The following is a 25,532-nucleotide window of genomic DNA, read 5'->3' on the forward strand; positions in this document are numbered from 1 at the left end:
TTCGTCGTCGGGCCTCAGACTGCCCGCTGCGGGCGTGTCGGTGTGAGCGCCGATGAGGCACTCGCTCTGTGACGGTGTGCACAGAACCTTCCTGCGGATCAGCGGAGTTGACCGGGCCTCCGGAGCAGGTCGGGGCGCGCGATGACCAGCGAGCGGCGGCTGGTGACGACGATGCCGCGGTCCCGCAGGGACTTGAGCAGCCGGGCGACGGCCTCCCGGGAGGCGCCGACCGAGCCGGCCAGCTCCTGCTGGCTGAGCGGGACGGAGACGACGATGCCCTCGGCGGTGCGGCGACCGTGGGTGCGGGCTAGTTCCAGCAGCAGGTCGGCGAGGCGTTCGCTGACGGTGAGCGAGGCGAACTTCAGCCGGTGGTGGTCTGCGGCCCGCAGCCGGTCGGTGGAGAGCGCGAGCAGCTGCATCGAGGCCGCGGGGGTGCGCTGGAGGTAGGCGGTGAAGGCGGCCCGGTCCACGGCGGTGGTCTCGACCTGTTCCAGCGCGGTGACGGTGGCCGCCCGGGGCCTTCCGCTGAGGGCGGCGGACTCGCCGACGATGTCGCCCGGCCCGCGCAGGGCGAGCAGCGCCTCGTACCCGTTCTCGGCGGCGGCGGTCACCTTGAGCCAGCCGCGCAGGACGAGCAGGACGTGGTCGGAGGGTTCGCCTTCGCGCAGCGCGGCGGTGCGCGCGGGGTAGTCGAGCCGGCGGCCGAGGGCGAGCAGCGCGGTGCGGTCGGCGTGGTCGAGCCGGGCCAGGAAGGGCACGCGGTCGTCGAGGCCGTGACCGGTCGCGGGACCTGGTCCGCCGGGCGGCGTGTTGGCCATGCCTGATCAGCCCTTGTCGTCAGCGCCTGGGCGCGGTGGGCTCGGAGAGGTTGAGTGCGGGCAAACAAGCTACCGGCGAAGCGGCGTCCGCGCCGGTGAATCGGTGAATTGCCCGCCATCCCCCTCGCGGGGGAGCGGCGGGAACCGCTCCGGCGAGGGAGGTGGCGCAGGGTCCGGTCGAGGGAGGCTTCTCGGTGTCGGGATGACGGGGCTTGCGAAGGGGGCCGGACATGAAGCGGGTGCTGGGCGCGGTGGCGATCACGGCGGGGGTGCTGGTCGGGATGTCGGGCTGTCTGCCGATCGGGGACGACCGGGAGCACCGGACGGTCAGCTACGGCGTGGCCGAGCAGGTCAAGGAGCTGGTGATCGAGGGGCAGAACGGCGGTGTCGTGGTGACCGGCGGCGGCGGGGCGGTGCATGTGGTCGAGGACCAGAACTACCGGGGGGACGCGCCGAAGAGCACCCACGAGGTGAAGGACGGCGTGCTCCGGCTGACGTACGACTGCGACTCCTGCGGGATCGGGTACACCGTCAACGTGCCGGCCGGGACCAAGGTGCGGGTCAAGGAGACGAACGGCGGCATCAAGCTGTCCGGGCTGGCCGCCGACGCCGAGGCCGACGTGACGAACGGCGGGGTCGAGGCCAGCGGGCTGACCTCTCCCCAGGTGCGGCTGGCCGCCGTGAACGGGGGTGTGCGGGCCGACTTCGCCGGCGCGCCGTCGAAGCTGGAGGCGACGACCTCGAACGGTGGGGTGAATCTGAAGGTGCCGTCCGGGGAGGCGTACACGGTGGACGCACAGGCCACGACGGGCGGGATCGACGTGAGCATCCCCTCGCAGCCGGGCGCGGCGCACAGCATCACCGCCCGGGCGAAGACCGGCGGTGTGACGGTCAGCGGTGCCTGACCGGGCGGTGCCGGAGGTTCTGCCGGTAGGGCATGATCTTCTGCGCGGGGGCGGGGTCCCCGGGTACGGGGGAGGTACGGCGGTGGAGCGCGTCGCGCGCTGGCGGACATGGACGGCCGGGCTGAGCCCGTACGTGCTGGACTCGTCTCTGGCGCTGGTGTCGGCAGGGATCGCGGTGTGGGCGGTCTACAACGACGACACCCGTTGGCCCACGTGGGTCTACCTGTTGGCGGTGGCCACCGCGGTGCCGCTGCCGTGGCGGCGCAGGGCACCACTGACCGTGCTGGCGCTGTACAGCGCCGCCGAGATCACGCTGTCCGTGCTGGCGCACTCGGCGAACGCCCAGGTGCCGCTGGCCGGTGTCCTCGGCCTGTACACGGTGGCGGAGCGGTGTTCGGACCGGGCGCGTTGGTCGGTGCTGGCCGTCACGGTCGTCGGCAACGTGGTCGGCACCCATTCGCCGAACGGCGCGCTGTTCAGCGTGCTCACCTCGGCGGGCTCGTTCGTCTTCGGCGCCCTGGTGCGCACCCAGCGGCAGTTGGTCCGGGTGGAGGCGGAGCGGGCGCGGGAGGCCGGGGTGCGGGCGGCCAGCGAGGCGGCCCGGGCGGTCGCCGAGGAGCGGTCCCGGATCGCCCGGGAGATGCACGACATCCTGGCGCACGCCGTCTCGCTGATGGTCATCCAGGCCGAGGCCGGGCCGCTGGTGGTGCGCGACAACCCGGACCGGGCGATCCGCGCCTTCGACACCATCGCCGACTCCGGCCGTGATGCGATGGTCCAACTGCGGCGGGTGCTCGGGGTGTTGAAGGACCCGGAGGCGGGGCGGGAGCTGGCGCCGCAGCCCCGGCTGGCCGAACTGGCGGACGTGGTCGAGCGGGTGCGCCGGTCCGGCCTGGGGGTCGAGCTCGAACTCGCCGACGGGCTGGGCGCGCTGCCCGCCGATGTGGAGGCGGCCGCGTTCCGGATCGTGCAGGAGGCGCTGACCAACACCGTCAAGCACTCCGGGGCCGACCGGGCCGCGATCCGGGTGCGGCGCTCCGGCGAGGTGCTGGAGGTGGTGGTCTCCGACAACGGCCGCGGGGTGCCGCTGGCCGCCGACCGTACGGTGGCCGGCTGGTCCGGCGGGCGCGGGCTGGTCGGCATCCGCGAGCGGGCGGCGGCCTGCGGCGGCCGGGCCGAGGCCGGTCCGGGGCCGGAGGGCAGGGGTTTCCTGGTGAGTGCCCGGCTGCCGCTGGGGCCGGCGGGCGTGGTGGAGAGGGTGGGCGGATGACGCCGATACGGGTGGTGGTCGCGGACGACCAGGAGCTGGTGCGGGCCGGGTTCGGGATGATCCTGGACGCCCAGCCGGACATCGAGGTGGTGGCCGAGGCCTGCGACGGCGCCGAGGCGGTCGAGGCGGTGCGGGCGCACAACCCGGACGTGCTGCTGCTGGACGTCCGGATGCCGGTGATGGACGGCCTGGAGGCGGCCCGCCGGGTGTGCGCGGAGTTCCCGGCCACCAAGGTCATCATGCTGACCACCTTCGACATCGACGACTACGTCTTCGACGCGCTGTACGCGGGCGCCAGCGGCTTCCTGCTGAAGGACGTCCGACGGGACGACCTGGCGCACGGGGTGCGGATGGTCGCCTCGGGGGAGGCACTGCTCGCGCCCTCGGTGACCAGGCGGCTGATCGGCGAGTTCGCCGCCCGCCGGCCGGGCAGCCACGAGCGGGCGGTGCGGCCGCCGTCCAAGCTGCTGGAACAGCTGACCCTGCGCGAGCACGAGACGCTGCGGCTGATCGCGCGCGGGCTGTCCAACGCGGAGATCGCGGCCGAGCTGGTGGTCAGCGAGCACACCGTGAAGACCCACGTCAGCAATGTGCTGAGCAAGCTCGGGCTGCGCGACCGGGTGCACGCCGTGGTGTTCGCGTACGAGGCCGGGGCGGTGGTGGCGGGCGAGTCCTGAGGAACTCCCCCGTACGGGGGAGGGGCCGGGTTAGCCGGTACGGGCGATCCGCGACGAGGGGCCCGGACGGAAGGCTCAGGGGTGTCGGAACGGACACGGGCCAGCGGCCACGGACAGTGGTCCGCGGGCCCCGGACACGGGAGAACCTCGCATGAACGCCCCTCGGAACAGCCGCCTCACCGGCTACGCCGCCGTCGGAGCCCCCGCGCTGATGGCCCTCTACGGCGGGATCCGCCTGGTGCCCGGCTCCCGCCAGCCGGGCCTCGGCTGGACCGCCGGGCACACCGCGATGTTCGCCGGCCTGCTGCTGTTCGTCCCGGTGCTGCTCGCCCTGCGTGCCCTGCTCGCCCCGCGCGGCACCACGGCCGGGAAGCTGGCCGCGAACGCCGCGCTGGGGACGGCGTTCGCGGGCCTGCTGGCCTCGCTGGTGCAGATCGGGATCGACCTGTACGTCGGCGTGGTCTCGGCGACCAAGGAGGAGCAGTCGCGGCTGTTCGGGCGGGTCCAGGACGTCCCCGGGGTGCTCCCGGCCGTGTACCAGGTCGGCCCGCTGCTGTTCTACGTCGGCCTGCTGGCGCTGCTGGTCGCCGCCTCGGTGGGGGCGGGCCGGACGCTGCCCTGGTGGAGCCCGGTGCTGATGCTGGTCGGCACCCTCGCCACGGGCGTCGACCTGGCCTTCATCCCGCTCGCCGCGGCCTGCTACCTGGTCGCCCTCGCCCCGTTGACCCGCCCGGCCACCGCCCTGCGCCCGGCACTGGCCTGACCGGTGTTGGGCTCGATCGGCGTTGGGCCTGACCGGGATCGGCCCGCCCGGCACTGGCCCGACCCGCTCCGGACTGACCGGCGGTCGGCCGTCAGCTCATCCGGAACACCGGCCCGCGCGGGGTGAACGGCAGCCCGGCGCCGCGCGGGACGAGGAAGGCGTGCTCGCGGCGCACCCGCAGCACGTCGCACTCGCCGTCGGTGATCACCAGGACGGGTGCCCCGGGCGGGAAGTCCTCGGCCCGCTCCAGCAGGTCGATTCCCGGCTGGAGGACGGTGCCGCCCCGGCCGTGCACCCGGAGCCGCCCGGCGATCTCCTCGACCGGGAGGTACCCGGCGTCGTGCGGGGCGGCGTCGCAGTGCACCACCCGGGCGGCCGGGACGTCCCGGGCGGCGGCGTACGAGGCGATCGCCCCGAGCGCCTTGCCGAGCAGCGTCCGGTCCATCGAGCCCGAGGTGTCCAGGACGACCCCGAAGGTGCAGCGCGGGACCTCCTCCTCGGGGCGGTAGCGGCCGGCCCGGGGGATGTCCGGGGTGGCGGACTGCCGGCGGGCCGGGCGGGAGTAGCTGCGCACCGGCTCCGGGCTCGGCACGAACTCGTCGAACCAGCGCGCCAGTCGGGCGTCCCAGGGCAGCGGCGGGTGGGCGAGCGCGCGGATCTCCTCGACCAGTCCGGCCGGGAGCAGGCCGCGTCCGCGCTGGTGCAGTTCGAAGCCCTGCTGCAGCCCGCGCCGGTAGAAGTCGTCGAGGTCCACGTAGGTGCGCCGGTCGCGCACCAGCGGTTCGCCGAGGACGTCCGGGCGGTTCTTGCCGGCCAGGGTGGCGAGGCGGCGGATCCGGCGCTGGTCGCGGGCGATCCGGTCGTACACCTCCTCGGCGGACAGGCCCTTGAACTGCGGGTCGTGCAGCAGCCCGTCGGGCATCTCGCCGACGCCCATCTCCAGCAGCCAGCCGTTGATGACGTAGTCGGCGGCGACGTTGAACAGGAACGGGTCCCGCCCGCCGCGGCGCTCGCCGTGCCGCAGGGCGGCGTGCAGGATCTCGTGCCCGAGGACGAACCGCCACTCCTCGTCGGAGTGGTGGCGCAGCGGGTTGACGTAGATCTCGCCGACCTCGGCGTTGACCGCGGCGACGGCGATGTCGTGCGCCCGGGCGAGTTCGGCGTCGGCCACGACGGTGAGGCCGGCTGCGATGCCGCCGAGCAGCGGGTACGAGGAGACGAACCAGTTGAGCGCCCTGGTCCACGGCCGCTCGGGCAGGCGCTCGCCGGTGTCGGCGTCGATCCGGCCGCCGGCCCGGTCCATCGCGGCCGACATGGTGCGGGTGAGGGCGGCGGCGAAGGACGCCTGCCAGTCCTCGGGGACCAGGCCGTGGCCGTGCCACTCGACCAGCAGCTGGTCACGGCCGCCGGAGCCGGCGGCTCCGGCCGTCCCGGCGGTGCCGGCCGTCGGCAGGCCGTCGCGGCGCCAGCGGGCGGCCAGCTCCTCCTCGTCTCCGCCCGGGTACTCCTGGGGGAGTGCGACCGGGGCACGGCCGACCGGGAAGGTGGCGAGGAAGCGGTTGACCACGGTGCAGCGGGCGGCGGCCGCGGGCGGGTCGGGCTGGACCCGGGTGCCGCGGGCGGCCGGGAGGTGGCCGAAGCCGAGGTGCAGCAGGCAGTGGGCCAGCACCCAGGCCCACTCCTCGGGTTCGGCCCGGCGGCGCGGGTTGACGTGCACGGTGCCGTCGGAGTCGACCACCGCCCAGCCGTCCGGCGGGGCGGTGGTGCAGTCCCGGGTGCGGCAGACGTCGGCGCGCAGGGCGGCGAAGGCCGGGTTGCGGCGCAGCAGCCGGACGCCCTCGGCGAAGGACTCGGCGCCCGGGTCCGCCGGCTTCGCGGGGGAGGGCTTCACCGGCGGGCCTCGACCAGCCGGGGCATGTCCCGGGCGGCCTCGATCAGGAACCAGGAGGGCAGCACCGGGTTGCCGTCCGCGCCGTCGGCGATCACCGTCTGGGCGACCTCCACCGAGATCTCGGCCAGCTGCACCAGCAGCGACTTGGCCCGGAAGGCGGTCTGCCGCTGCGCCCCGGAGGCGTGCTCCTTGCGGGCGGGCAGCTCCTTGACCAGGCGGCCGCGGAAGGCGTCGGCCAGGTAGTAGAGCAGGTCGCGGTCCTCCAGCCGGTGCGGCCAGCGGGCGTCGCCCTTGAGGATCGCCTCCAGGCCGTAGGAGTTGCGGACGATCTTCGCGTAGCCGCAGAAGGCGACCGCGTGCTGCGCGCTGAGCAGCCCGTACGTGACGACCTTGAGGGTCTCCTCGTCCAGGGCGGGGCCGAAGGAGTGCAGCGCGTCGGAGAGCATGTGCCAGGCGCGCGGGGTGGAGAACGGCTCCTCGGTCTTGGGCGGGGCGGACCACAGGTGGTCGGGCCGGTCGGTGAGGTGGTCGACGATCCAGGGGTGGATGCCGGCGCCGGCCGCCCAGCGCAGCCAGTCCTCGGCGCTGGCCCGCAGGTGGACGTGGACCATGCGGTTGACCAGAGCGGACGCCATCGGGCGGGCGAGCGCGCCATCGGTGGCGCGGTTCCCGGCGCCGATCACGATCGAGCCGGGCGGCAGCTCGTACGAGCCGATCCGGCGGTCCAGGATCAGCGAGTAGAAGGCCTTCTGGACGTCCGGCGAGGCCGCGTTGAGCTCGTCCAGGAACAGGCAGTACGGCTCGTCGCGGGCGATCTGCTCGGGCGGGCAGAACCGGGAGCGGCCCTCCGGGGTGAGCTGCGGGACGCCGATCAGGTCCTCCGGGGCGAGCTGGGTGCCGACCAGGCTCACGCACTCCAGTCCCAGCGACTCGGCGAACGCCCTGACCAGGGAGGACTTCCCGATCCCGGGAGCGCCCCAGAGGAACACGGGGCGGACGGTGGCCAGGCCGAGCAAAAGCTCGGGGACCTGCGAGGGCGAGACGCTGACTGCTCCCTGCACGGGGCTCCTTCACGGAAACGCTGGGTGACCGGCCCAGTGTGCGGCGGGAGTTGACACGGCGCACCCGGATTTTCGGTGGCAGAGGGCTGGTCGGCCGCCGTACCGTCCGGGCATGAACGCGAAGCGTCCCCTGATCGCCGTGCTCACCGGCGCGGGCATCTCGACCGACTCCGGCATCCCCGACTACCGCGGCCCGCAGGGGCTTTGGCAGCGGGATCCGTCGGCCCAGGAGCTCGTGACCATCGGGCCCTACCTGGCCGACCCGGAGGTGCGGAAGCGGGCCTGGCTGATGCGCCGTGACGCCGGCGCGATGGCGGCCGAGCCGAACGCCGGGCACCGGGCGCTGGTCGATCTCGAGCGCTCCGGCCTGCCTCTGCGGGTGCTGACCCAGAACGTGGACGGGCTGCACCAACGGGCCGGTCTGCCCGCCCGCAAGGTGTTCGAACTGCACGGCACCGCACGGGAGGTGCAGTGCGCGCGCTGCCGGGTGGTCGGACCGATGGACGAGGCGCTGGCCCGCGTCGCGGCGGGGGAGCCGGATCCGGCCTGCCGCGAGTGCGGGGGGATCCTGCGCCCGCGCACGGTGATGTTCGGGGAGGCGCTGGACCCGGTGGTGCTCCAGCAGGCCGACGCGGTCGCCAAGGCCTGCGACCTCTTCGTCGCGGTGGGCACCAGCCTCCAGGTGTTCCCGGTGGCCGGGCTGCCGCTCATCGCGGTGGAGACCGGGGCGAAGCTGATCATCGTGAACGCCGAGCCGACCCCGTACGACGAGGCGGCGGCCGAGGTGATCCGGGAGCCGATCTCCACCGCGCTGCCGGAGCTGGTGCGACGGCTGGTGCGGGAACGGGCCTGAGAACAGGGGCCGGAAGGGTCTTAGAAGGGACGCACCGCGTGCGTACGATGATCCTTCCGGCTCCCCCCTCACGGCCTGGAGTGATCGAGCGATGACGACGACGGCGAAGTTCGACCCCTGGTCGGCGGCGTTCGTGGCCCACCCGTACGACGTGTACGCCGAACTGCGCGAGCACGCGCCGGTGACGTACCACGAGCCGACGAACCAGTGGCTCGTCTCGCGCCACGAGGACGTCAGCGCCCTGCTGCGCGATCGGCGGCTCGGCCGCACCTACACCCACCGGTTCAGCCACCAGGAGTTCGGCCGCCCCGAGCCCGACCCGGCGCACGAGCCCTTCCACACCCTCAACGACCACGGGTTGCTCGACCTGGAGGCGCCCGACCACACACGGATCCGCCGCCTGGTCTCCAAGGCCTTCACCCCGCGCATGGTCGAGGGGCTGCGGCCCACCGTCCAGCGCCTCGCGGGCGAACTGGTCGACGGGCTGCTCGCGGCCGGCGGCGGAGACCTGATCGCCGCCGTCGCCGAGCCGCTGCCGGTCGCCGTGATCGCCGAGATGCTCGGCGTGCCGGAGGGGGACCGGCATCTGCTGCGCCCCTGGTCGGCCGACATCACCGGGATGTTCGAGCTCAACCCGAGCGAGGAGGTCGCCCGCCGCGCCGTTACCGCGAGCACCGAGTTCTCCGACTACCTGCGCGCCCTGATCCGCGAGCGCCGGGCGAACCCGGGTGAGGACCTGATCAGCGCGCTGATCCAGGCCCAGGAGGGCTCCGACGCGCTCAGCGAGCAGGAGATGGTCTCCACCTGCGTGCTACTGCTCAACGCCGGCCACGAGGCGACCGTCAACACCACCGGCAACGGCTGGTGGGCACTGTTCCGCAACCCCGGCGAACTCGCCCGGCTGCGCGGCGACGTGGACGGGCTGCTGCCCACCGCCGTCGAGGAACTGATGCGCTGGGACACCCCGCTGCAGATGTTCGAGCGCTGGGTGCTGGAGGACATCGAGGTTCGCGGCGTCACCGTCCCGCGCGGCGCGGAGATCGCCCTGCTCTTCGGCTCCGCCAACCGCGACCCGGAGCGCTTCGCCGACCCCGACCGCCTCGACCTCGGCCGCACCGACAACCCGCACATCACCTTCGGCGCCGGAATCCACTTCTGCCTGGGCGCGCCGCTTGCCAGACTGGAGCTCACCGAGTCCTTCGGCGCGCTGCTGCGTCGGGCCCCGGGCCTGCGGCTGGTCCGCGAGCCCGAGTGGAACCCGGGCTACGTGATCCGAGGGCTCAAGGAACTGCTGGTCGAGGTCTGACCACGAAGAGGGGGGAACCGCCGTGGGCAAGGCGACAGGGGCGCTGCTGGGACTGGCGATCGGCGACGCGATCGGCCGGGTGACCGAGTTCAAGAGCGTCGAGGAGATCGCCGCCGTCGAGCCCGACTGGCGGCGGCTCCCGCTGCCGGAGAAGGCGTTGGTCACCGACGACACCCAGATGACGCTCGCCCTCGCCCGCGGCCTGCGCACCGCCCTCTCGCGCGGGACCCTGACCCCGTTGCGCCTGGAGCGGCCGGTCCGCGAGGAGTTCGTCGACTGGTGGCGCTCGCCGGAGAACAACCGCGCCCCCGGCATGACCTGCCTGCGCGCCTGCGAGCGGCTCAGCCACGAGAAGTACCGCTGGCAGCAGGCCAGCGACGTCGGCTCCAAGGGCTGCGGCGCCAACATGCGGGTCGCCCCGATCGGGCTCATCCGCGAGCTGGACGCCCGGCAGCTCTCCGGCGCCGCCCAGCTGCAGTCCGCGCTCACCCACGGCCACCCGACCGCCCTCGCCGCCAGCGACCTCACCGCCTACGCCGTCCGGAAGCTCGCCGAGGGAGTCCCGCCCGCCGGACTGCCCGCGGTGCTGCGGGCGTACGCGCTGGCGAGCCGCGAGCGCTACGACGAGTTCTGGCTCGGCGACCTCGCCGCGCGCTGGTACGGCGCCTCCCCGCAGGCCGTGCTCGCCCGCGGCTGGGACGACTGCCTCAAGGTCCTCGACCAGCTGCAGGCCGCGCTCGCCGCACCGGACCTGGAAGCCGACCCCTGCCTGGCCACCGGCGAGGGCTGGGTCGCCGAGGAGGCCTTCGGCACCGGCTTGCTCTGCTTCCTGCTGCTGCCCGACGACCCGGTGGCCGCCGTCCGCCGGGCCGCCTACTCCAGCGGCGACTCCGACTCCCTCGCCTGCCTGACCGGCGCCTTCGCCGGCGCGTACCACGGCGAGGCGGTCTGGCCGGAGGAGTGGGTCGAGCGGATCGAACACCGGGACGAACTGCTTGAGTTCGGCGCCCTCTGGGACTGAGTGGTCAAGGCCCGGTCTCGCGGCCGAAGATCCGCCGGAACAGCGCGGCCGGGCCGCCGTCGGCGCCGCTTCACCGGGGTGATCCGGGGTCGGCCGGGTACAGCTTGACCAGGTGGGGCGTCAGGCCGAGGAACGCCAGCGACCGCACCTCGCCGTACGTCGCGAGCCGGTGGCCGATGCGCTGCGCGGAGTCCGGCCCGAACAGCTCGTCGAAGTAGTCGAGTTGCTCGACGGTGAGCGGCAGCGCCCGCAGCGAGGCGAGGAGCGCCGACAGCGCGTCCGAGAGCTTGGAGAATTGCGCGGGCCCCGTGAGCCCCTTGACCTCCACCACTACGGGGAACGGGTGCGGCGCAGCCTCCACGGACGCATCCACGAGCCTCATCGTGTACCACCTTCCGGGCCCATCAGAGCCCAAACGATCCATCTGTCTCCTGGGACGGGCTGTCGGTGGCGCCCTCCGGACCTCGGACGAGTCCTTCGAAGTCGCCTGGTTCCACCCGGACGAGGTGGACGCGCTACCCATGGTCACCAGCATCCGTAAGCGGCTCGATGACTGGCGAAGCGGTCAGATTCCTGTGGTTCGGTAGCCGAGGCGGAACCCGATCGCGGGGTGCCGCGTCGAAGGGCCATGACGAACAGCCGCACCGGAAACCGTCGTCGCGCCGCCGTGCTCCTCGCCGCCGTGCTCGCCGCGCCGCTGCTCAGCGGCTGCGGCAGCACCGGGGCCGCCACCGGCACCGAGCTGAAGGCCTCCGCGCCGGCCAGCCGGCCCGCCGTGGACCCGGCCCAGGTGACCGCCGCCGCGCAGGCCACCGACGCCTTCGGGCTCGACCTCCTGCACGCTCTCACCACGACGCCGGACGGTGCCGGGCGCAACACGGTGGTCTCGCCCGTCGGGCTGGCCACCGTGCTCGGGATGCTGATGCCCGGGGCGCGCGGCGCGACCGCCGACGAACTCGCCAAGGCCCTGCACACCGGACTCGACCCGAAGCAGTACGCGCTCGCCGTCGGCGCGCTCGACCAGCGGACGAAGAACGGCGACCGGCTCACCCTGCACCAGGCCGACGAGGTCTGGACGCAGCAGGGCTTCCCGGTCGAGCCCGACTACCTGGCCACGCTCGCGGCCGCCTTCGACGCCGGGGTGCACACCACCGACTTCAAGAAGGACCCCGAAGGCAGCCGCAAGGCGGTCAACGCGGCCGTGGAGAAGGCCACCGAGGGCCGGGTCAAGGACCTCTTCGCCCCGAAGACGATCAACCCGGACACCCGGCTGGTCCTCACCGACGCGCTCTACCTCAAGGCCAAGTGGGCCTCCGAGTTCAAGTCCTCGAACACCGAAGACCGCCCGTTCCACAAGCTCGACGGCACCGTGTCGAACGTCTCGACGATGAGCCAGACCGGCGGGTTCAAGTACGCCGACGGCTCCGGCGGGATCGTCGGAGAGCCCTGGCAGGCCGTCGAACTCCCTTACGCGGACGGCAACCTGGCGATGGACCTGATCGTCCCCGCGCAGGGCGGCTTCGCGGCCTTCACCAAGGGACTGGACCAGCCCCAGCTCGACCGGATCCTCGGCGCCCTCGCCGAGCGGCCCGTCGACCTGCAGCTGCCGCGCTTCCACTTCGACACGTCCAACGAGCTCACCGCCGCGCTGCGTTCGCTCGGCGTCCACTCGGTCTTCGACCACGCCGACCTCAGCGGCATCGCCAAGGAGCCGCTCGCCGTCAGCACGGTCGTCCAGAAGGCCACCGTCCAGGTCGACGAGGAGGGCACGGTCGCGGCGGCCGGCAGCGGCGTCGGGATCGTCGCCGGGGCGGCGCCCGCTCCGCGCGATCCCGCCCAGCTGCACATCGACCGGCCGTTCCTGTTCCTGGTCCGGGACACCTCCACCGGCCGGCCGCTGTTCCTCGGCCAGGTCACCGACCCGCAGGCGAAGTAGGGCCGCTCACGAGGCTGTTCACCAGGCCGGGTAGCGCCCGCCGAGCGCCGGGTGGGCCGGGTCGCGGCTACCGAACAGCACCAGCAGGTCGTCCGCGACCGTCAGCAGCTCGGCCCGGCCCTCGATCGCCCGCACCCACTCGCCGGGCAGGGCCGAGGCGCCGTACGCGGCCCCGACCAGGTTGCCGCAGACCGCGCCGGCGGAGTCGCTGTCCCCGGAGTGGTTGACCGACAGCAGCAGCGCGGTGCGCACCGGGTCGGGGTCGAGGGTGGCCGCCAGCAGCGAGTACACGGCGATGGCCAGGCACTCCTCGGCGATCCAGCCGAGCCCGACCCGCTCCACCGTCTCCGCCACCGGCTCGGCCTCCTGGGCCAGCCGCACCGCCCGGGCCAGTGCCTGGACGGTCTCCTTGGAGCTCGGCAGCTCGCGGATCTGCTCCACCGTCTCACCGACCGCCGCCCACGGCTCGGTCCCGGCCGCCAGCCGCTCGACCAGTGCCGCGAAGGCGCCGGCCGCGAGGTAGCCGGTCGGGTGCCCGTGGGTGAGCTGGGCGCACTGCACGGCCAGCCCGAAGGACTGCTCCACGCCGAGCCGGGCCAGCCCGAACGGCGCCGAGCGCATCACCGTGCCGCAGCCCTTGGAGCCCGGGTTGATCGGCCCGGGCCGTCCGATCGCGGACGGCGCCTCGAACTCCGGGTGCTCGGACACCCCGCTCAGGCAGGCGTTGCCCGGCGCCCGCCGCGCGTACAGGAACGACCGGCTCAGCAGCCAGCCGTCATACGGGCGGGGCTGCGGCTCGGTGTCCGGCGCGCTCTGGTACTGGGTCCGCAGCCAGCGCCGGTACGCGCCGTGCACCGCCTCCGGCACCGAGCCGCCGCCGCCCGTCCAGCCGCGGACGAAGCCGCGGATCAGGCCCTCGGCGGTGAACAGCGTCATCTGGGTGTCGTCGGTGACCTCGACCGGGCCGCTCCCGGCCGGCAGCGAGGTCACGCCCTGAGGCCCGAACCGGTCCTGGATCTGGTGCAGTTGCTGGAACTCCACCGGCCAGCCCAGCGCGTCACCGATGGCGCCGCCGAGCAGCGCACCGCGCACCCGGTCCCGGTATCCCGACTCCGCCGCCGACTCCGTCACCGGATTTCTCCCAGGGTGCTCCCGGCTTCAGCTGGGAGGGGAATGGGTGCTTGGAGCGGAGCTGCGAAGCGGTGGAGTTCTCTGCGCATCTGTACTGATCCCTCTCGTTGTCAGTGGGGTCGGCTAGCTTGTGGGTCATGACGATGCGGCAGGTTGCGGAGGACGCCGGGCACACCCGGTACACCTACCGCCTGCGTGTGTCGTCGACCGCGTCCGTGCTGCTGGGTGCGGAGTGGGGTAGGTGCCGGTGGGTGTGGAACGAATGCGTGCACATGTCGCGTAAGGTCCACCCGCACAACCGGGCCGATCCGGAGGCGAAGCGCAGCTGCGGACCGGCCGACTTGGACAAGCTCCTGACGCAGGCGCGCGGGGCGATGACGTGGCTGCGTGAGGGGGCGTCGGTCCCGCAGCAGCAGACCGTCCGGGACTTCGCGAAGTCCCGCGCCAAGGCGCTGGCAGTGGAGGGCTTCCGGCCGACGTTCCTCGGCCGTACCACGATGGCCCGCAAGGCCGCCGACGCCGCCATCGGCGCGACCAAAGCGGCGCTGGTCGAGCAGGCCCGCAAGCACGGTCGGACCGTTTACCTGGTCAACCCCGCGCACACCACGATGGACTGCGCGCACTGCGGTGTGAGAGCCAAGCACCGCCTCCCCCTCTCCGAACGGATCTATACGTGCACCGCGTGCGGAGTCTCGTCCCCCAGGGACAAGAACTCCGCGCGTGTGATGCTCGTCCGGGCTGGTCTCAACCCGGTTGGTGTCGATCGTGGAAGACCACAGCGTCCGCCGGACGTCGCGGCAGCGTGAGCCAGGAATCCCCCGCCCCCGAGCGGGGGAGGAGTCAAGTCGAATCCCCCTTCGTTCGTGGCGGGTCGTTTCTATCAGGCGGGCCGTCAGTTGTGGATCTCGCCCCGCCCGTGCAGGGCGGCGCGGTCGGCCGCGGCCCGCCCGGCGGCCCAGCCCTCGCCGTCGCTGACCCGGACCCGCTGCGAGACCAGCTTCGGGAACAGCCGGCCGACCTCCTCGTCCACCGCCGCCGAGCGGGCGGCCAGTGCGGGCAGCAGCCGTGCGTCGGGCAGCAGCTGCTCCTCGGTGCCGTCCTCGCGCAGGTGGCGGCCGGCCGCGGCGGCGGTGGTGGTCCGCTCGGTGGCGGCGGTCAGCCGTTCGCGGATCCGCGCCGCGTACGCGACCAGGAAGGACTGCCGGAACGCCTTGCTGCGCGAGTCCTTGCCGGAGCCGGCCTTGTTGAGCGCGTGGGTGGCCTGCACCAGCAGCGAGGTGTAGAGCAGTTCGACGCCGTCCAGGTCGCCGTCGAAGCCGATCACGGTGCAGAAGCCGAACTCCTTCGCCCACACCACGCGGCACCGGTTCGCCGCCGCGACGGCGTCCAGCAGCATCGTCTTGGGGCCCTCGTACGGGTTGTCCACGCCGATCCGCAGCGCCGCCGGGGTGTTCCGGTCGGCCGCGGCGGCGGCCACCAGCGCCTCGTCGATGCTGTGCTGGGCCATCAGCTGCTGGGCCTTGGCGGTCAGCGCCTCGGCCTCCTCCGGGTACTCGGTGGACTCGGCCTTGGCCAGCAGCGCCCGGATCCGGGCCAGCATCCGCGGCTCGCCGGTCACCGGACCGGTGGGGCGACGCGCCGCCGTGGACGCGCCGGGCGCGGGGCCGACCGGCGCGATCGGGGGCAGCCGGCCCCAGCTGCGCAGCAGCTCCAGGACGGCGGTGGCGAGCGCGAAGCGGTCCAGCCGGTGCCGGTGGGCGAAGGCCCCGAGGTACTGCTCGTCGGACGGCCACCACACCTCGGCCTCCAGCTCGCGCAGCTGCTCCAGCCAACGCCGGTCCAGGCCCGCGGCGGGGTGGCGGCGGGCCTCGGCGGCGATCAGGTCCACCGCGAGCGCCAGGTGGACCGGCTTCAGCCCGCGCCGCACCACCCGCACCAGGTCCGCCGGGCGCCACCCGGCCGACCAGCAGCGGCCCACCGCGGTGTCCGCGTACCCCAGCAGCGCCCGGCTGACCGCCGGCCACTGCCCGGCCGAGGCGGCCAGCAGCGAGGCCCCGGTGTCCAGGGCGAGGTCCAGCCCCTCCTCGGGGGCGGTGAGCACCGACCGCACCGCCTGCTCCAGCAGCGGCCCGGCGTTCCCGTCGCCCTGCTGCGCGCGCTTGCCCACGGTGTGTCCCTGCTCTCCTCGACGGTTCGGCCCCTCCGGCCCATGATGCCGGAGGGGCCGGGCGGGCGGCCCGGGAGCAGGACCTACCGTTCGATGGCCTTGGCCATGATCTCCGGGATCCGCTCCAGCAGCCGGGCGGCCGCCAGCCGGATGCCCAGGGTGGCGACCAGGCCGCCGTACAGCGGGCCGAGCAGCAGCAGCGGCCAGGTCGGTCCGTCCGAAGCGAGCGCCCAGAACAGGTAGCCGCCGACCGGCAGGGCGAGCACCGCGACACCGATCATCGAGCCGAACTGGTTGAGCAGGATCAGCCCGCCCTGCCCGGGGGCGGCGTTGCGCATCGGATTGCTGTCGGCCGGCATGGTGTAGGGCGCCAGCACGCTGAACACCGAGCCGAGCGCGATGCCGCAGCCGAGCACCGCCACCGCCAGGCCGACCGCGGACGGCAGTCCGGCCCAGTCGCCGGTGACGGCGGCCAGCACCAGCCCGAGCACCACCGCGACCGGGACGGCGTACGACAGCACCGCGTACGCCCGGCCGCGCAGCTCGTCCCGGGCATCGGCCGGGGTGCGCAGGGTGGCGGCGACCATCCAGAACGCCGAGCCGTCCATGCCGAACAGGTTGAGCATCTGCAGTCCGAGGAAGGTCCCGGTCATCGCCAGCAGGTAGACGCTCGACCAGCCCTGGACCACCGACAGCACGCAGATCACCAGCGTCATCCCGACGCTGGTGAACAGCGCGGCCTTGGCCCGCGGCTCGCGCCAGGCGTACCGCAGGTGGCGCTGCATCACCGCGCCGGTACGGCCCTCGGGCAGGAAGCGCCAGCCGCCGGTGTTCTGCACCCCGCGCGCCACCTCCACGGTGGAGGCGTCGGCGGTGACCATCAGCTCCTGCAGGCTGCCGCGCCACCAGCGCAGCAGCAGGACGAGCAGCGCGCCGGCCGCGGCCAGCTGGAGCAGCCCGAACGCGTAGTGGCCCTCGCCGACGGTGCGCGGGGCGTCCGCCGCGCTGATCGGCGGGATCCAGCGCAGCACCGCGGCGATCGGCCTCAGCGGGCTGAGGTCGATGTCCTTGCCGTGCTGCCGGCCGAAGATGCTCTGCGAGCCGACGTTGGCGGCCTGGACGAGCAGGGCGAAGGCCAGCCCGCCGAAGATCGCGAAGTCCTTGCCGCGCCGGCTGGAGAGCATCCGGGCGTTCCCGGCCGCGACCGCACGGGAGAGCGTGACCAGGCAGAGCAGCGCGAGCGGCACCCCGACCACCGCGGCCGCGGCCGAGGAGCCGCCCACCGCGCCGGACAGCACCGCGCCGGTCACCAGCACCAGGCTGATCAGCGGACCGGGCCCGATCAGCGAGGCCAGCAGTGAGCCGCGCAGCAGCGGGCCGGGCCGCAGCGGCAGCATGGTGAGCCTGGTCGGGTCGGCGCTCTCGTCGCTGGAGAACAGGAACAGCGGCAGCGCCGCCCAGCCCAGGGTGAGCACGCCGAGCAGCACCACCCCGGTGTCCCCGGACCCGGCGTAGCGCCCGTTGAGCACCGCCATGCCGAGGGCCGTGAAGCCCGCGACGACCAGGCCGAGGACACCGCCGACGACGTACACCGCGGTCCGGCCGGGGCTGCGGCGCAGCCCGTTGCGCAGCAGCCGCAGCTTGAGCGCGACCAGGCCGCGCACCACCGTGCGCCCGTCGGGCACCGTGCGCCCGTCGGGCACCGCCGCCCCGGTCACCGGGCGCTCCCGGAGTGCCCGCCGCCGAGCCAGCCGAGCGCCTGGCCGTCGTCCTCGCGGACGCCGATCAGCTCTAGGAAGGCCTCGTGCAGGCTGCGCCCGCCGCGGACGGAGTCCAGCGGCCCCTGGGCGATCACCCGGCCCGCGTTTACCACGGCGACCCAGTCGCAGAGCTGCTCGACCAGTTCCATCACGTGGCTGGAGAAGACCACCGTGGAGCCGGCCGCCGCGTACCGCTTGAGCACGCCGCGGATGGTCTGGGCGGAGACCGGGTCGACGCCCTCGAAGGGCTCGTCCAGGAACAGCACGTCGGGGTTGTGCAGCAGTGCGGCGGCCAGGCCGACCTTCTTGCGCATGCCGGTGGAGTAGTCGGCGACCAGCTTGTCGGCGTCCCGGGCGAGGTCCAGGACGGCCAGCAGCTCCTCGGTGCGGCGGTCCACCTCGGTGGCGGGCAGCCCGCGCAGGCGGCCGGTGTACTGGAGCAGTTCGCGCCCGCTGAGCCGCTCGAACATCCGCAGGCCCTCGGGGAGGATGCCGATCCGGGCCTTGACCGTGACCGGGTCGGCCCACACGTCGGTGCCGTGCACCAGCACGGTGCCCTGGTCGGGCCGGAGCAGGCCGGTGACCATGGACAGCGTGGTGGTCTTGCCCGCGCCGTTCGGCCCGACCAGGCCGATGAACGCCCCGGCGGGCAGTTCCAGGCTGAGCCCGGCCACGGCGGCCTGGCTGCCGAAATGCTTCCACAGCTCCTGGATGCTGACGGCCGAGGGGGCGGGTTCGGAGGGCGACGGTGCTGACGCCTGCATGGCGGCCTTCTGTCTGTGGTCGTGGGTGGACGAACGGGTGGTCGAACGGACGCTCCGGGCCCAGCCTGGCACTGCCCGAACGGGCTGTCGCCCGCTTTGAGCATCCCCTGAGCGTGGCCGCCGGTCCGATCCCGCAACTACTCAGTTCCCTTGTTCGTCCTGCACTATGAGGAGCAGTGAGCGCGCGGGGTGCCGCGCTGCCGGGGAGGTGGCGGATGTCCGTTCAACCGTGGGGTGAGCCCGGTCCTGCCCATCGGCAGGCCGCCGGCTGGCAGTCCGGTCCGCCGCCTCAGGCGGCGATGCGGGCGAGCCACGCGGACCGGGACCGGACGGTGGACGTGCTGAAGGCCGGGTTCGCGGAGGGGCGGCTGTCCGTCCAGGAGTACGAGCAGCGCCACGAGGCCGCGGCCCGGGCGGTGACCTACGGCGAACTGGCCGCGCTGGTGGCGGACCTGCCGAGCGGGCCGATGGCGGCGCCGCTGCAGTCCGCGCAGGCGGTTCCGGCGACCTTCCTGGTGCCGCCGCCGGTACCGCAGGCCCGGCCCACCAACGTGCTGGCGGTGGTCTCCCTGGTGTGCGGCCTCACCGGCTTCCTGGTGCTGCCGGTGGTGCCCGCGCTGATCACCGGCCACACCGCCCGGTCCCAGATCCGCGAGCGCAACATGGACGGCGACTGGGCGGCCGTCCTCGGCCTGGTGCTCGGCTACCTGGGCGCCGCCTTCTGGTCCTTGATGTTCTTGCTGGCCATCGCGTAGCGTCCGCTGCTCCCGCCGCCGCCCCGTCCGCCGCTCCGCTGGCGGGCACCCGGCGACTGTGGTAGAGCGGGTGGAGGGCGGTCCGACACCGGCCGGTCGCGTACGGGACACCGGGGCGACACCCGGGCGGAGGCCGCGACCTGCGGCGTTGCATTTGTTTTGACCGAGCCCCATGCGCTAGGTACGCTCTGACCTTGTGCCTGGGGTGTCCCCGGGTCCTTGTGCGTGCATGCACACCGGTCGCCGCGCCGAGCCGGAGCGCCCTCCAGCGCACCGCGCGTAGAGCGCCGTCGCTGTACATCAGCCATGGGATTCCGTGACGGAAGAGCCCAACACACCCGACCGCGTGGGTCGACCACGGGGTCGTGTGCGAGGGAGACACCGCAGGTTAGTTCCACCAAGCCTTGGCACACAGAAAACGGAGAAACGGTGCCTACGATCCAGCAGCTGGTCCGAAAGGGCCGGCAGGACAAGGTCGAGAAGAACAAGACTCCCGCGCTGAAGGGTTCCCCGCAGCGCCGTGGGGTCTGCACGCGTGTGTACACGACCACCCCGAAGAAGCCGAACTCGGCTCTCCGCAAGGTCGCCCGTGTGCGCCTCACCAGCGGGATCGAGGTCACCGCTTACATCCCGGGCGAGGGCCACAACCTGCAGGAGCACTCCATCGTGCTGGTTCGCGGTGGTCGTGTGAAGGACCTTCCTGGTGTCCGCTACAAGATCATCCGCGGTTCGCTCGACACCCAGGGTGTCAAGAACCGCAAGCAGGCCCGCAGCCGCTACGGCGCCAAGAAGGAGAAGTAAGAATGCCTCGTAAGGGCCCCGCCCCGAAGCGCCCGGTCATCATCGACCCGGTCTACGGCTCCCCGGTCGTCACCCAGCTGGTCAACAAGATCCTGCTGCACGGCAAGCGCTCCACCGCCGAGCGGATCGTGTACGGCGCCCTCGAGGGCGTCCGTGAGAAGACCGGCTCGGACCCGGTCGTCACGCTGAAGCGTGCGCTGGAGAACGTCAAGCCGGCCCTCGAGGTCAAGTCCCGCCGTGTCGGTGGCGCGACCTACCAGGTTCCGGTCGAGGTCCGTCCGGGCCGCGCCAGCACCCTGGCGCTGCGCTGGATGGTCGGTTACTCGCGCGCCCGTCGCGAGAAGACCATGACCGAGCGCCTGATGAACGAGATCCTCGACGCCAGCAACGGCCTGGGCGCTTCCGTGAAGCGTCGCGAGGACACCCACAAGATGGCCGAGTCCAACAAGGCCTTCGCGCACTACCGCTGGTAGTCCGTACCCCGTCACTAGACAGAGAGAGAACGAGCCACCATGGCTGCAACCTCCCTTGACCTCGCCAGGGTCCGCAACATCGGGATCATGGCGCACATCGACGCGGGCAAGACCACCACCACCGAGCGGATCCTGTTCTACACCGGTGTCTCGTACAAGATCGGTGAAGTCCACGACGGCGCTGCCACCATGGACTGGATGGAGCAGGAGCAGGAGCGCGGCATCACGATCACGTCGGCCGCGACGACCTGCCACTGGACGGTCGACGGCGTCGACAACACCATCAACATCATCGACACCCCGGGTCACGTCGACTTCACCGTCGAGGTGGAGCGCTCGCTGCGCGTCCTCGACGGTGCCGTCACGGTGTTCGACGGTGTCGCCGGTGTCGAGCCCCAGTCCGAGACCGTGTGGCGGCAGGCTGACCGCTACGGCGTCCCGCGGATCTGCTTCATCAACAAGCTGGACCGCACGGGCGCGAACTTCTTCTTCTGCGTCGACACCATCGTGGAGCGCCTCGGCGCCACCCCGCTGGTGATGCAGCTGCCGATCGGTGCCGAGGCGGACTTCCAGGGCGTCGTCGACCTGGTCCGCATGAAGGCTCTGGTCTGGTCGGCCGAGGCCGCCAAGGGCGAGATGTACGACGTCGTCGACATCCCGGCCGAGCTGCAGGAGCAGGCGGACGAGTACCGTACCCAGCTGATCGACACCGTGTCGAACGTCAGCGACGAGATCATGGAGCTCGCCCTCGAAGAGGCCGAGATCCCGGTCGAGCTGCTGCAGGACGCGATCCGCAAGGGCACCCTGAACTCGGACTTCACCCCGATCTTCTGCGGCACCGCCTTCAAGAACAAGGGCGTTCAGCCCCTGCTCGACGCGGTCGTCAAGTACCTGCCGTCGCCGCTGGACATCGAGTCCATCGAGGGCACCAAGCCCAACGACCCGGACACCAAGATCTCCCGCAAGGCCTCGGACGACGAGCCGCTGGCCGCGCTGGCGTTCAAGATCATGTCCGACCCGCACCTGGGCAAGCTCACCTTCGTCCGGATCTACTCCGGCCGCCTGGAGTCCGGCACCTCGGTGCTGAACGCCGTCAAGGGCAAGAAGGAGCGCATCGGCAAGATCTACCGCATGCACGCGAACAAGCGTGAGGAGATCGAGTCGGTGGGCGCCGGCGACATCGTCGCCGTCATGGGCCTGAAGCAGACCACCACCGGTGAGACGCTGGCCGACGAGAAGAACCCGGTCATCCTGGAGTCCATGGACTTCCCGGCCCCGGTCATCCGCGTCGCCATCGAGCCCAAGTCCAAGGGTGACCAGGAGAAGCTGGGTGTCGCCATCCAGCGTCTCGCCGAGGAGGACCCGTCCTTCCAGGTCAACACGGACGAGGAGACCGGCCAGACCATCATCGCGGGTATGGGCGAGCTGCACCTCGAGGTGCTCGTCGACCGTATGCGCCGTGAGTTCAAGGTCGAGGCCAACGTCGGCAAGCCGCAGGTCGCATACCGCGAGACGATCCGTCAGGCCGTCGAGCGCATCGACTACACCCACAAGAAGCAGACCGGTGGTTCCGGTCAGTTCGCCAAGGTGCAGATCGCGATCGAGCCGCTCGAGCAGGCCGAGGGCTACGAGTTCGTCAACCTGGTCACCGGTGGCCGCGTCCCGCGCGAGTACATCCCGTCGGTCGACGCCGGTTGCCAGGAGGCCATGGAGTTCGGTGTCCTCGCCGGCTACCCGCTCCAGGGCGTCCGCGTGAAGCTGCTCGACGGCCAGTCGCACGACGTCGACTCCTCCGAGCTCGCGTTCAAGATCGCCGGTTCGATGGCCTTCAAGGAAGGCGCGCGGAAGGCCAAGCCGGTCCTCCTCGAGCCGATGATGGCCGTCGAGGTCACCACGCCCGAGGACTACATGGGCGACGTGATCGGCGACATCAACTCTCGCCGTGGCCAGATCCGGTCCATGGACGAGCGTCACGGTGCCCGCGTCGTCACGGCGCTGGTGCCCCTCTCCGAGATGTTCGGCTACGTCGGTGACCTGCGCAGCAAGACCTCTGGTCGCGCGAGCTACTCGATGCAGTTCGACTCGTACGCCGAGGTCCCCAAGGCCGTGGCTGAGGAGATCATCGCCAAGTCGAAGGGCGAGTGACGTCCCGATATTCGGGATGATTCACACCCCTTAGGCTATTAGGAGGCGACCCGGGAGGATCCGTCCGGATCCTCCCGGGCCCTCCGGCCCCCCACCCACGGGACGGCGCGAGGTGCCCCGGGCACCCGGGCCGGGCCCGTATCAAAGACCAACTGACGTCAGCACGGCGTACAGGAACTGTCCTCAGGAGGACTCAGTGGCCAAGGCGAAGTTCGAGCGGACGAAGCCCCACGTCAACATCGGCACCATCGGTCACATCGACCACGGCAAGACCACGCTGACCGCGGCCATCACCAAGGTGCTGCACGACGCGTACCCGGAGATCAACCCCTTCACGCCGTTCGACCAGATCGACAAGGCCCCGGAGGAGCGTCAGCGCGGTATCACCATCTCGATCGCGCACGTCGAGTACCAGACCGAGGCGCGTCACTACGCCCACGTCGACTGCCCGGGTCACGCTGACTACATCAAGAACATGATCACCGGTGCCGCCCAGATGGACGGCGCCATCCTGGTGGTCGCCGCCACCGACGGCCCGATGCCGCAGACCAAGGAGCACGTCCTCCTGGCCCGCCAGGTCGGCGTTCCGTACATCGTCGTCGCCCTGAACAAGGCCGACATGGTGGACGACGAGGAGATCCTGGAGCTCGTCGAGCTCGAGGTCCGCGAGCTCCTCTCGGAGTACGAGTTCCCGGGCGACGACCTGCCGGTCGTCCGCGTCTCCGCCCTGAAGGCCCTCGAGGGCGACAAGGAGTGGGGCGAGAAGCTCCTCGGCCTCATGCACGCGGTCGACGAGAACATCCCCACCCCGGCCCGCGCCGTGGACCAGCCGTTCCTGATGCCGATCGAGGACGTCTTCACGATCACCGGTCGTGGCACCGTCGTCACCGGTCGTATCGAGCGCGGCATCCTCAAGGTCAACGAGACCGTCGACATCATCGGCATCAAGACCGAGAAGACCACCACCACGGTCACCGGCATCGAGATGTTCCGCAAGCTGCTCGACGAGGGCCAGGCCGGTGAGAACGTCGGTCTGCTGCTCCGTGGCATCAAGCGCGAGGACGTCGAGCGCGGCCAGGTCATCATCAAGCCGGGTTCGGTTACCCCGCACACCGACTTCGAGGCCCAGGCCTACATCCTGTCGAAGGACGAGGGTGGCCGCCACACCCCGTTCTTCAACAACTACCGCCCGCAGTTCTACTTCCGTACCACGGACGTGACCGGCGTCGTGACCCTCCCCGAGGGCACCGAGATGGTCATGCCGGGCGACAACACCGCCATGACCGTCGCGCTGATCCAGCCCGTCGCCATGGAGGAGGGCCTGAAGTTCGCCATCCGTGAGGGTGGCCGTACCGTCGGCGCCGGCCAGGTCACCAAGATCGTCAAGTAATTCGACGCTCTGACCTGCCTGCCCCGTCAGGCTCGTCCGAAGGGCCCCACGCACCTCGCGGTGCGTGGGGCCCTTCGGCGTCCAACCCGGCGCTCACCTGGGCGCACTCGCTCTCACGGGCAGCTCATGGCCGACTGTTATGGTCGGCTGACCATCCAGCCCCCGCCGTCGCGGAAAGTGGGACCCAACGCATGTCTACGGCACCGCTGTTGTCGGTCGTGATGCCGATCTACAACGAGCAGGAGGCGCTCCCGCTGACCGTCGAGCGGCTGCGTCCGATCCTGGACGGCCTGGGCATCGACTACGAGGTCGTCGGAGTGGACGACGGCAGCCGGGACGCCACACCCGTGCTGATGCAGAAGATCCGGCAGGACTGGCCGGAGTTCCGCATCGTCCGCTTCGCCCGCAACTCCGGCCACCAGGCCGCGCTCACCGCGGGCATCCACCGGGCGCTCGGCGACTACGTGGTCAGCATCGACGCCGACCTCCAGGACCCGCCGGAGAAGATCCCCGAGATGCTCGAACTGGCCCGCGAGCAGGGCCTCGACGTGGTCTACGGGGTACGCGGGGACCGCGGCACCGACACCGCGTTCAAGCGCCGGACGGCCGGCGCCTACTACTGGCTGATGCGCAAGCTGGTCGGCAAGCGGATGCCCAACCAGGCCGGCGACTTCCGGCTGCTCAGCCGCAACGCGGTGGACGCCCTCAAGCAGCTGCCCGAGCACCAGCCGGTCTACCGGCTGCTGGTGCCGTGGCTCGGCTTCCCCAGCGGCGAGGTGGTCTATGTCCGCGAGGAGCGGGTGGCCGGCGGCACCCACTACCCGCTGTCCAAGATGGTGCGGCTCGCGCTGGACAGCATCACCAACTTCTCCGCCGCCCCGCTGCGGCTGGCCACCTACCTCGGCCTGGTCAGCTTCGTGGTCTGCATAGGGCTGGCGATCCACGCCACCGTCGCGTACGCGCTCGGGTCGACGGTGCCCGGCTGGTCCTCGCTGTTCATCGGGATGCTGTTCCTCGGCGGCGTGCAGCTGATCTGCGTCGGGCTGCTGGGGGAGTACGTCGGCCGGATCTACTCCGCGGTGCAGGCCCGTCCGACCTACTTCGTCGGTTACGACTCGGCCGAGGACGACGAGCGGGGCCGGGGCCGGTGACACTGACCGGCGAACCCGCCGCTCCCACCCCGGGGCCGCGCCGCCAGCTGCCGTCCTTCCTGGTCATCGGCGTCCTGAGCACCGTCTTCTACCTGGGGCTGTTCGTCGTCGCGCGGTGGTTCACCGACCCGCAGACGGCCAACCTGATCGCCCTGGCCGTCAGCGCGGTGGCCAACACGGCGGCCAATCGCCGCTTCACCTTCGGGGTGGTCGGCTCCCAGGGGATGGTCCGCCACCAGCTGCAGGGCGCGGTGGCCTTCCTGATCGGGCTCGGCCTCAGCTCCGGGGTGCTCGCCCTGCTGGACCGGGTGGTGCCGCACGCCTCCAGGCCGGTGGAGGTCGGCGGGCTGATCCTCGCCAACGGGCTGGCCACGGTGGCCAGGTTCGTGCTGTTGAAGGTCTGGGTGTTCCGCGGCCGGGAGTCCGGACCGTCCGGGTCCTGAAACCCCGACCGTTGGTGGACGGTCCGTTCGCGCCCCTGGGCCGCTCCGGGT

The 25,532-nt window shown here is 72.2% G+C and carries 24 protein-coding genes; 16 read left to right on the top strand and 8 right to left on the bottom strand.

Annotated elements, in window-relative coordinates; translation table 11 throughout:
* Positions 1 to 98 precede the first annotated feature (98 nt).
* Positions 99 to 818: a Crp/Fnr family transcriptional regulator gene (locus tag HS99_RS11580; protein ID WP_030280698.1), complete on the bottom strand. Its 720-nt coding sequence runs from the start codon at positions 816 to 818 to the stop codon at positions 99 to 101.
* 230 nt (positions 819 to 1,048) lie between these two features.
* Here HS99_RS11580 and HS99_RS11585 point away from each other — a divergent pair, with 230 nt between their 5' ends.
* The 4 genes from HS99_RS11585 to HS99_RS11600 all read left to right on the top strand — a co-directional run bounded on the left by HS99_RS11585 (position 1,049) and on the right by HS99_RS11600 (position 4,433).
* Complete coding sequence (locus HS99_RS11585; protein ID WP_030280701.1) at positions 1,049 to 1,723, top strand: DUF4097 family beta strand repeat-containing protein; 675 nt, start codon at positions 1,049 to 1,051, stop codon at positions 1,721 to 1,723.
* A gap of 82 nt (positions 1,724 to 1,805) precedes the next feature.
* On the top strand, positions 1,806 to 2,993 hold the full coding sequence (locus HS99_RS11590) for a sensor histidine kinase (RefSeq protein ID WP_030597233.1): 1,188 nt from the start codon (positions 1,806 to 1,808) through the stop codon (positions 2,991 to 2,993).
* Positions 2,990 to 3,670 carry a response regulator gene (locus HS99_RS11595; protein WP_030280704.1) on the top strand — a complete coding sequence of 227 codons (681 nt, stop codon included), beginning with the start codon at positions 2,990 to 2,992 and terminating at the stop codon, positions 3,668 to 3,670. The genes HS99_RS11590 and HS99_RS11595 overlap by 4 nt, the downstream gene beginning before the upstream one ends.
* Before the next feature lie 151 nt (positions 3,671 to 3,821).
* Complete coding sequence (locus tag HS99_RS11600) at positions 3,822 to 4,433, top strand: hypothetical protein (protein ID WP_030280709.1); 612 nt, start codon at positions 3,822 to 3,824, stop codon at positions 4,431 to 4,433.
* 91 nt (positions 4,434 to 4,524) lie between these two features.
* Here the strand turns inward: HS99_RS11600 and HS99_RS11605 are convergent, their stop codons facing one another.
* Positions 4,525 to 6,324: a vWA domain-containing protein gene (locus HS99_RS11605; RefSeq protein WP_030280711.1), complete on the bottom strand. Its 1,800-nt coding sequence runs from the start codon at positions 6,322 to 6,324 to the stop codon at positions 4,525 to 4,527.
* Positions 6,321 to 7,385, bottom strand: coding sequence for an ATP-binding protein (locus HS99_RS11610; RefSeq protein WP_030280713.1), 1,065 nt, complete (start codon positions 7,383 to 7,385; stop codon positions 6,321 to 6,323). Before HS99_RS11610 ends, HS99_RS11605 begins: the two co-directional genes overlap by 4 nt.
* Positions 7,386 to 7,497: 112 nt before the next feature.
* Between HS99_RS11610 and HS99_RS11615 the strand changes: the two genes are divergently transcribed.
* The 3 genes from HS99_RS11615 to HS99_RS11625 all read left to right on the top strand — a co-directional run bounded on the left by HS99_RS11615 (position 7,498) and on the right by HS99_RS11625 (position 10,565).
* Complete coding sequence (locus tag HS99_RS11615; protein ID WP_030280716.1) at positions 7,498 to 8,238, top strand: SIR2 family NAD-dependent protein deacylase; 741 nt, start codon at positions 7,498 to 7,500, stop codon at positions 8,236 to 8,238.
* A gap of 91 nt (positions 8,239 to 8,329) precedes the next feature.
* A complete protein-coding gene (locus HS99_RS11620; protein WP_030280718.1) occupies positions 8,330 to 9,544 on the top strand; it encodes a cytochrome P450 in 1,215 nt (404 codons plus the stop codon).
* Between the two features lie 22 nt (positions 9,545 to 9,566).
* On the top strand, positions 9,567 to 10,565 hold the full coding sequence (locus HS99_RS11625; protein WP_030280720.1) for an ADP-ribosylglycohydrolase family protein: 999 nt from the start codon (positions 9,567 to 9,569) through the stop codon (positions 10,563 to 10,565).
* Positions 10,566 to 10,635: 70 nt separating this feature from the next.
* Here the strand turns inward: HS99_RS11625 and HS99_RS11630 are convergent, their stop codons facing one another.
* The gene (locus HS99_RS11630; RefSeq protein WP_078958628.1) at positions 10,636 to 10,947 is read right to left on the bottom strand and encodes a hypothetical protein; all 312 of its coding nucleotides are present in this window, start codon (positions 10,945 to 10,947) and stop codon (positions 10,636 to 10,638) included.
* A 246-nt stretch (positions 10,948 to 11,193) separates the two neighbouring features.
* Here HS99_RS11630 and HS99_RS11635 point away from each other — a divergent pair, with 246 nt between their 5' ends.
* Positions 11,194 to 12,501: a serpin family protein gene (locus tag HS99_RS11635; protein ID WP_050366730.1), complete on the top strand. Its 1,308-nt coding sequence runs from the start codon at positions 11,194 to 11,196 to the stop codon at positions 12,499 to 12,501.
* An 18-nt stretch (positions 12,502 to 12,519) separates the two neighbouring features.
* Here the strand turns inward: HS99_RS11635 and HS99_RS11640 are convergent, their stop codons facing one another.
* Positions 12,520 to 13,632 (bottom strand): ADP-ribosylglycohydrolase family protein, encoded by a 1,113-nt coding sequence (locus tag HS99_RS11640; RefSeq protein ID WP_037828677.1) that lies wholly within the window; start codon positions 13,630 to 13,632, stop codon positions 12,520 to 12,522.
* A gap of 137 nt (positions 13,633 to 13,769) precedes the next feature.
* On the opposite strand from HS99_RS11640, the gene HS99_RS11645 reads away from it, so the two are divergent.
* A complete protein-coding gene (locus HS99_RS11645) occupies positions 13,770 to 14,438 on the top strand; it encodes a zinc ribbon domain-containing protein (RefSeq protein WP_167344904.1) in 669 nt (222 codons plus the stop codon).
* 86 nt (positions 14,439 to 14,524) lie between these two features.
* Here the strand turns inward: HS99_RS11645 and HS99_RS11650 are convergent, their stop codons facing one another.
* The 3 genes from HS99_RS11650 to HS99_RS11660 form a co-directional block, all read right to left on the bottom strand.
* Positions 14,525 to 15,799 (bottom strand): DUF2786 domain-containing protein, encoded by a 1,275-nt coding sequence (locus HS99_RS11650; protein ID WP_046385841.1) that lies wholly within the window; start codon positions 15,797 to 15,799, stop codon positions 14,525 to 14,527.
* A gap of 83 nt (positions 15,800 to 15,882) precedes the next feature.
* Entirely contained in the window at positions 15,883 to 17,517 is a 1,635-nt protein-coding gene (locus tag HS99_RS11655; protein ID WP_030553965.1) for a hypothetical protein, read from the bottom strand.
* On the bottom strand, positions 17,514 to 18,323 hold the full coding sequence (locus tag HS99_RS11660) for an ABC transporter ATP-binding protein (RefSeq protein WP_030553963.1): 810 nt from the start codon (positions 18,321 to 18,323) through the stop codon (positions 17,514 to 17,516). Before HS99_RS11660 ends, HS99_RS11655 begins: the two co-directional genes overlap by 4 nt.
* Before the next feature lie 215 nt (positions 18,324 to 18,538).
* On the opposite strand from HS99_RS11660, the gene HS99_RS11665 reads away from it, so the two are divergent.
* From HS99_RS11665 to HS99_RS11695, 7 genes are all read left to right on the top strand, one after another.
* A complete protein-coding gene (locus HS99_RS11665; protein WP_305953110.1) occupies positions 18,539 to 19,078 on the top strand; it encodes a DUF1707 and DUF4190 domain-containing protein in 540 nt (179 codons plus the stop codon).
* A 429-nt stretch (positions 19,079 to 19,507) separates the two neighbouring features.
* The gene (rpsL, locus tag HS99_RS11670; protein WP_014144289.1) at positions 19,508 to 19,879 is read left to right on the top strand and encodes a 30S ribosomal protein S12; all 372 of its coding nucleotides are present in this window, start codon (positions 19,508 to 19,510) and stop codon (positions 19,877 to 19,879) included.
* Positions 19,880 to 19,881: 2 nt separating this feature from the next.
* On the top strand, positions 19,882 to 20,352 hold the full coding sequence (rpsG, locus tag HS99_RS11675) for a 30S ribosomal protein S7 (RefSeq protein ID WP_030055803.1): 471 nt from the start codon (positions 19,882 to 19,884) through the stop codon (positions 20,350 to 20,352).
* A 39-nt stretch (positions 20,353 to 20,391) separates the two neighbouring features.
* Positions 20,392 to 22,497: an elongation factor G gene (fusA, locus tag HS99_RS11680; protein WP_030280740.1), complete on the top strand. Its 2,106-nt coding sequence runs from the start codon at positions 20,392 to 20,394 to the stop codon at positions 22,495 to 22,497.
* A 196-nt stretch (positions 22,498 to 22,693) separates the two neighbouring features.
* Positions 22,694 to 23,887 carry an elongation factor Tu gene (tuf, locus tag HS99_RS11685; protein ID WP_030280743.1) on the top strand — a complete coding sequence of 398 codons (1,194 nt, stop codon included), beginning with the start codon at positions 22,694 to 22,696 and terminating at the stop codon, positions 23,885 to 23,887.
* Between the two features lie 191 nt (positions 23,888 to 24,078).
* Positions 24,079 to 25,038 carry a glycosyltransferase family 2 protein gene (locus HS99_RS11690; protein ID WP_037828681.1) on the top strand — a complete coding sequence of 320 codons (960 nt, stop codon included), beginning with the start codon at positions 24,079 to 24,081 and terminating at the stop codon, positions 25,036 to 25,038.
* Positions 25,035 to 25,481 carry a GtrA family protein gene (locus HS99_RS11695; protein WP_050366731.1) on the top strand — a complete coding sequence of 149 codons (447 nt, stop codon included), beginning with the start codon at positions 25,035 to 25,037 and terminating at the stop codon, positions 25,479 to 25,481. The genes HS99_RS11690 and HS99_RS11695 overlap by 4 nt, the downstream gene beginning before the upstream one ends.
* The last annotated feature ends 51 nt before the right edge of the window (positions 25,482 to 25,532 follow it).

Source organism: Kitasatospora aureofaciens, from assembly GCF_001188955.3.
Lineage (GTDB): Bacteria > Actinomycetota > Actinomycetes > Streptomycetales > Streptomycetaceae > Kitasatospora > Kitasatospora aureofaciens.

What these genes read in the sequence shown, in the direction of transcription:
- HS99_RS11585 (WP_030280701.1), top strand. Translation starts at nt 1,049, where the DNA reads ATGAAGCGGGTGCTGGGCGCGGTGGCGATCACGGCGGGGGTGCTGGTC.
- HS99_RS11660 (WP_030553963.1), bottom strand. Translation starts at nt 18,323, where the DNA reads ATGCAGGCGTCAGCACCGTCGCCCTCCGAACCCGCCCCCTCGGCCGTC.
- HS99_RS11595 (WP_030280704.1), top strand. Translation starts at nt 2,990, where the DNA reads ATGACGCCGATACGGGTGGTGGTCGCGGACGACCAGGAGCTGGTGCGG.
- HS99_RS11620 (WP_030280718.1), top strand. Translation starts at nt 8,330, where the DNA reads ATGACGACGACGGCGAAGTTCGACCCCTGGTCGGCGGCGTTCGTGGCC.
- HS99_RS11600 (WP_030280709.1), top strand. Translation starts at nt 3,822, where the DNA reads ATGAACGCCCCTCGGAACAGCCGCCTCACCGGCTACGCCGCCGTCGGA.
- HS99_RS11635 (WP_050366730.1), top strand. Translation starts at nt 11,194, where the DNA reads ATGACGAACAGCCGCACCGGAAACCGTCGTCGCGCCGCCGTGCTCCTC.
- HS99_RS11690 (WP_037828681.1), top strand. Translation starts at nt 24,079, where the DNA reads ATGTCTACGGCACCGCTGTTGTCGGTCGTGATGCCGATCTACAACGAG.
- HS99_RS11645 (WP_167344904.1), top strand. Translation starts at nt 13,770, where the DNA reads ATGACGATGCGGCAGGTTGCGGAGGACGCCGGGCACACCCGGTACACC.
- rpsG (WP_030055803.1), top strand. Translation starts at nt 19,882, where the DNA reads ATGCCTCGTAAGGGCCCCGCCCCGAAGCGCCCGGTCATCATCGACCCG.
- fusA (WP_030280740.1), top strand. Translation starts at nt 20,392, where the DNA reads ATGGCTGCAACCTCCCTTGACCTCGCCAGGGTCCGCAACATCGGGATC.
- HS99_RS11615 (WP_030280716.1), top strand. Translation starts at nt 7,498, where the DNA reads ATGAACGCGAAGCGTCCCCTGATCGCCGTGCTCACCGGCGCGGGCATC.
- HS99_RS11580 (WP_030280698.1), bottom strand. Translation starts at nt 818, where the DNA reads ATGGCCAACACGCCGCCCGGCGGACCAGGTCCCGCGACCGGTCACGGC.
- HS99_RS11665 (WP_305953110.1), top strand. Translation starts at nt 18,539, where the DNA reads ATGTCCGTTCAACCGTGGGGTGAGCCCGGTCCTGCCCATCGGCAGGCC.
- HS99_RS11630 (WP_078958628.1), bottom strand. Translation starts at nt 10,947, where the DNA reads ATGAGGCTCGTGGATGCGTCCGTGGAGGCTGCGCCGCACCCGTTCCCC.